1 protein-coding gene is annotated in these 6,316 nt (G+C 67.0%); it reads right to left on the bottom strand.

The window, feature by feature from the left end:
• Window positions 1–6,316: non-ribosomal peptide synthetase (locus tag K675_RS30995; protein WP_017905101.1), on the bottom strand; the 6,316-nt coding region annotated here is incomplete at both ends.

Here is a 6,316-nt window from a genome sequence, read left to right as displayed (position 1 = left end):
ACCTTCCTGCAACGGGGCCAACGGGTAGATGTCCTGGATATTGGTGGCCCCGCCGGGAATGGTGCTGACGAGACGCTCCAGTTGGGTGGCGTTCAGCGTCACCAGCGGCAGCATGTCTGGCGTCAACCGGGTGCAGCCGGCCGGAATGCGGTTGGCCGGCGCCTGGAACAGGGCCTGGCTGTCGCGATCGATGGCCTGGGCCATCTCGCGCACGCTGGGGGCGGTGAACACGGTACGTACGCTGGCGTTGAGGCCATGCTGGCGCAGGCGGTCGATCAGACTGACGGCCAGCAGCGAGTGACCGCCGAGTTCGAAGAAGCGATCGTGCCGGCCGACCTGCTCGATACCCAGCAGGTCCTGCCAGACGCCGGCGACGATCTGCTCGAGCGTGCCGCGCGGGGCTTCATAGGCACGGCTGGCAAAGGCTTCCTGACCCGGCGCGGGCAGGGCGCGGCGGTCCAGCTTGCCGTTGGGGGTCAACGGCATGGCTTCCAGGTGCACATAGGCGCTCGGCACCATGTACTCCGGCAAGCTTTCCAGCAGGGTCGCACGCACTTGCTCGACCGGCACGGCGTCGCCACACAGGTAGGCGACCAGGCGCTTGCTGTCGGACCGGCCCGGCTGGCTTTCGCGGGCGACCACCACGGCTTCGTCGATGCCTTCGCAGGCGGCGAGCGCGGCCTCGATTTCCCCCAGTTCGACCCGGAAACCACGGATTTTCACCTGGTCGTCGTTGCGGCCCAGGTATTCCAGGGTGCCGTCCGCGCGCCAGCGGGCCAGGTCGCCGGTTTTGTACAGGCGGGCGTTCGGTGCGGTGGTGAACGGGTCGGCGATAAAGCGCTCGGCACTCAGTTCGGGCCGGTTGAGGTAGCCACGGGCAACGCCGACGCCACCGATATGCAGTTCACCGGCCACGCCCAGTGGGGCGAGGTTGCCGACGGCATCCAGCACATGCAGCTGGGTATTGCGCAGCGGCGTGCCGATGCAGCGGAAGTCTTCGCTGTCGCGCTCCATCAGACGGATCGAGGCGTTGACCGTGGCTTCGGTCGGGCCGTAGGCGTTGAACAGCGCCGGCCGATGGGTTTCGCGTTCGAACCACTGGGTCACGGCCTGCTTGCCGACCGCTTCACCGCCGATCATGAACTGACGCAGAGAAGTGGGCAGCGGCACATGGGCATCGCGGGCGATCTGTTGCCAGAACACGGTGGGCAGGTTGGCGACGGTGATCGCGTATTGCTCGCACAACGCGGCGAAGGCGGCGGTGCCGGCGATCCAGGCATCACTGCGCAGTACCAGGGTGGCGCCGGAGAGCAGGGCGCCGAAGATCTCCTCGACGGACATGTCGAAGGTCATGCTGGCGAATTGCAGGATGCGGTCCTGCGGATTGAGGCCGTAGCGCTCCTGCAGGGCACCGATCTGGTTGCACACGGAGCGATGTTCGAGCATCACGCCTTTGGGCTTGCCGGTGGAGCCGGAGGTGTACATCACGTAGCACAGGTGACGCGAGGTCAGGCCGGCGATCCGTGGGTTGGCATCGTTGCCAGGGCTGTCCGCCAGCGACAGGCTGGGGATCGCCAGTGGCGGCAGTTTTGCGATCAGATCCCGCTGGCCCAGCAGCACGCGTGGCATGCTGTCGTCGAGCATGTGTTGCAGGCGGTCCTGCGGGTAGTTCGGATCCAGCGGCACATAGGCGCCCCCGGCCTTGAGGATGGCCAGGATGCCGACGATCATTTCCGGGCTGCGCTCCACCAGCAGCGCCACCCGTTCATCCGGTTGCAGGCCTTCGGCGATCAGGCGATGGGCGAGGCGGTTGGCCCGGGCGTTGAGTTCGGCATAACTGAGAGCGGCGCCTTCGGCCTGGACCGCGATGGCCTCGGGGCGCGCCTGCACCTGTTGTTCGAAGACTTCCTGCAACAGTAGTCCTTCGTTGAACGGCGCATAAGTCGGGTTGAAACCGATGAGCAACTCGCGACGCTGCTGGTGATTGAGCAGCGGCAGGCTTGCCAGCGGCTGCGCAGTGTCGCCGAGCAGGGCGTCGAGCAGGTGCAGCAGATGGCGGCCCCAGCGGGCGATGGTGCTTTCGTCGAACAGGTCGGTGGCGTATTCGAACTGGCCGCGGATGCTTTCACCGTCGTCGTTGAGCGACAGGCTCAGGTCGAACTGGGTGGTGCCGGTGGCCTGTTGCAGCGGTTCGATATCCAGGCCGGGCACGGACAGCGCCTGGTCTTGCGGGGTGTTGCCCAGTACCAGCATGGCCTGGAATAGCGGGCTGTGACCGAGGCTGCGTTCCGGTTGCAGGGCTTCCACCACCTGTTCGAACGGCAGTTCCTGATGATCGTAGGCATCCAGGGTGATGGCCTTGATCCGGGCCAGCAACTGGTCGACGCGCTCGTGGGCCTGGACATCGACGCGCAGGGCCAGGGTGTTGACGAAGAAGCCGATCAGCGCCTCGGTTTCCTGGCGTGGACGGTTCGCCACCGGGGTGCCGACCACCACCTCGGCCTGGTTGCTCAGGCGCGACAGCAGGATCGACCAGGCGGCCAGCAGGGTCATGAACGGGGTCAGGCCCTGTTGCTGGCTGAACTGGCGCAGTCGGGTGCTGAGCGTGGCTGGCAGTTCCAGCGGCAGGGTCGCACCGAGGTAGCTTTGCACCTGCGGCCGCGGACGGTCGCCGGGCAGTTCCAGCAGAGCTGGGGCTCCGTCTAGGTGTTCACTCCAGAAGCGGGTCTGGGCCTGCAGGCGTTCGCCTTGCAGGTGTTGCTGCTGCCAGGCGGCGTAGTCGGCGTATTGCAGGGGCAGTGCTGGCAGTGGATCGTCCAGGCCCTGGCTGAAGGCGGCGTAGAGGCGATTGAATTCGCCGATCAGCACGGCCACGGACCAGCCATCGGAGACGATATGGTGCTGGGTGACCAACAGGACATGCTCGTCGGCGGCCAGTTGCAGCAGGCGCCCACGGATCAGTGGGCCCCGGCTCAGGTCGAACGGTGCGCCGGCTTCCTCACGGCCCAGTCGCTCAACGGCCTGTTGCCGGGCCCGCGCGTCCAGGTCCCGCAGGTCATGCTCGATCAGACTGAAACCGATGTCCGCTGGGGCGAAGTGCTGGCGCACGTCATCGCCCTGGCGTTCGAAGGTGGTGCGCAGGCTTTCGTGCCGGGCGACGATGCGGTCCAGGGCGCGTTGCAGGGCCTGGCGATCGAGCTGGCCGCGCAGGCGCAGGGCCGCCGGCATGTGGTAGGCGATGCTGGCGGCGTGATCCAGTTGATCGAGGAACCACAGCCGTTGCTGGGCCAGGGACAGCGGTAGATCCTGGTCACGGGGCACGGCCTCGATGCTCCGCACGGACGAGCGAGTGGCCTGGTCGACGCACTGGGCGAGGGCTTGCAGGGAGCCGATGGCGAACAGGGTGCGCAGGTCGATTTCGGCGCCGAGTTCCTGATGCAGGCGGGCCTGGAGCTGTACGGTCAACAGGGAATGGCCGCCCAGTTCGAGGAAGCCGTCGTGACGACCGACCTGGTCGAGACCGAGCAGGGTCTTCCAGATTTCGGCGATGGCTGTTTCGGTATCACCGACCGGAGCCTCGTAGGCCTTGCTGGCCAGGGATTCGGCACCCGGTGCGGGCAGGGCACGGCGGTCGAGCTTGCCGTTGGCGGTCAGTGGCAGCTTGTCCAGATGCACGAAGGCACTGGGCACCATGTATTCGGGCAGGTGCTTGAGCAGTTCGCCGCGCAGTTGTTCGGCAGGCGCCGGCTTGCCGCACAGGTAGGCCACCAGGCGTTGGTCGTCACGGGCGATGACCACCGCTTCGCGAACACCCGCCACCGCGAGCAGGGCGTTCTCGATTTCCCCCAGTTCGATGCGGAAACCGCGGATCTTCACCTGGAAGTCGTTGCGGCCCAGGTATTCCAGGGTGCCATCGGCCAGCCAGCGGCCCAGGTCACCGGTCTTGTACAGGCGGGCACCGGGCACCGGGCTGAACCGGTCGGCGATGAAACGTTCGGCGCTCAACCCGTCGCGGTTGAGATAACCACGGGCCACCCCGGCACCGCCGATATGGATTTCCCCGGCCACGCCCAGTGGCGCAGGCTCGCCATGGGCATCGAGCACATACACCTGGACGTTGGCGAACGGCCGGCCGATGCTCGGTTTTTCGCCCAGGTCGCGGATCAGGTCGATGGTCGCGTCCACCGTGCACTCGGTGGGGCCGTACATGTTGTAGAAGCGGATGGTCTGGCAGTTGCGCAGTTTCTCCCAGGTGCTGGCGTTGATCGCCTCGCCCCCGAGCAGCACGCTGACCGGCTGGTAGCTGCGCCGCTCCAGCAGGCCGGCGGCGAGCAGGGTGTCGAGTTGCGACGGAGTCGAGTCGAAGGCGTGCACCTGGTGCTGTTCGAGGAAGTCCAGCAACTCGCTGCCGCTGGCGCGGATCAGTTGCGGGATGATCACCAGGGTGTGGCCGGAGAACAGTTGCGAGATGCCCTTGATCGACATGTCGAAGAAGAAGCCGGCATTGAGCGCGACGGTGGCCGGGTTCGGGCAGTGCCGGTGGGTGGTGCGGGTCAGCACGTGCCAGAAGTTGAAGACCGAGCGGTGCTCGACCATCACGCCCTTGGACTGGCCGGTGGAGCCTGAGGTGTAGATCACGTAGGCCAGGTGTTCCGGGGTCAGGCCCGGCACGCTCGGATTGGCGTCGAAGGCTTGATCCTCGGCGGCCTGCCGCGACTCGGCGGTGTCGAGCAGCAGCACGGGCAACTCGCCGGCCGGCAGGCTGAGGGCGGCCTGGGTCAGCAGCGCGCGCGGCTGGCTGTCGTGGAACATGAAGGCCATGCGCTCGGCCGGGTGGGCCGGATCGATCGGCACATAGGCGGCGCCGGCCTTGAGCACGCCGAGCAGGCCGACGATCATCTCCAGGCTGCGTTCGGCGCAGATGGCGACGCGTTCGTCCGGCTGCACGCCGAGCTCAAGCAGTTGCCGGGCCAGGTGGTTGGCGCGGCGGTTGAGCTGGCGATAGCTCAGTTGGCGGTCTTCGCAGACCAGGGCCACGGCATCCGGGTTGGAGCGGACCCGGGCCTCGAACAGGGTGTGGATCGGTTGTGCCGGTCCGAAGTCGGTGGCGGTGTCGTTGAAGCCCTCGAGCAGCAGTCGCCGCTCGGTTTCGGGCACGACCTGCAGGTCGGCGGCCAGTCGCGTCGGGTCCTGTTCCAGGGCCTCGACCAGTTCGGTGACGGCGTGGACGAGGTAGGCGGCGATACGTTGTGGATCGATACCTTCGATGGCCTGGGTGACCAGGGAGAAACGGCTCCCCTCATCGGCGACGGCCACTTCGATCGGATAGTTGGTGCGCGCCTCGTTGCTCAGGAACCGTACGCCATCCCAGGCCAGCACCTGGTCCTGGTTGGCCAGGGAGCCGCCATCGGTCGAATGGCGGTAGTTGAACAGCGTGGTGAACAACGGCAGGCCCGCGGCCACGCCGCTGCAACGTTGGGCCAGGGCCAGGGAGGCCTGCTCGTGGACCAACATCTCGCCGAGGTCGCGATAGGTCTCGTCGACCAGTGCGGCAACCCCGAGCGGGGCCAGTTGCACGCGGATCGGCAGGGTATTGATGAACACCCCGAGGGCACGATCCGCTCCCGCCGAGCCTTGCAACCGGCCGGCGACCACAGTGCCGAACACCACGTCGTCGCGGTTGGTGCAGCGTCCGAGCACCTGGGCCCAGGCGACATGGAACAGCACGGCCGGAGTGACTCCGGCGGCCTGGGCGCGGGCCCGGATCTTGAGACTCAAGGCCGGGGCCAGATGCTGACGGGTCTCGCTGACTCGTGCACCGTCGCCCTGGACATCCAGCACGCCGAACGGCGCGGTGGGTTCGTCGACCTCGGCCAGGCGACGGCTGAAGTATTCCTCGTGGGCTTCGGTCGGGGTGGCGAGAACCTGGGCGACAAACTCCCGATAGGGCTGCGGGGCCGGCAATGCGGCAGCCTGGCTCTCCATCAGGGCGCGGATCTCTTCGAGCACGATACCCAGGGAGACATGGTCGCTGATCATGTGGTGGTCGAGCAGGGCCAGCAACCAGCGCTCGGACTGCGGGTCACGGGCGATACAGGCGCGCAGCAGGGGCGCCTGTTGCAGGTTCAGGCGCAGCCGACGCGGGTCGCTCAGGCGTTCCAACTGGCCGCGCGGGTCTTCGCCGGGGTTCAGGGTTAGGGTTTCCACCGGCAGTTGCACCTGGCGATGGACCACCTGTACGGCCTGTGGCAGGCCGGTCCAGTGCACTGAACTGCGCAGGATGTCATGGCGGTCGATGACCGTTTGCAAGGCCGCG

This window comes from Pseudomonas fuscovaginae SE-1, from assembly GCF_000364705.1.
GTDB lineage: Bacteria > Pseudomonadota > Gammaproteobacteria > Pseudomonadales > Pseudomonadaceae > Aquipseudomonas > Aquipseudomonas fuscovaginae_A.
Note: the sequence above shows the minus strand (reverse complement) of the source record. Positions and strands in the feature narration are given on the sequence as shown.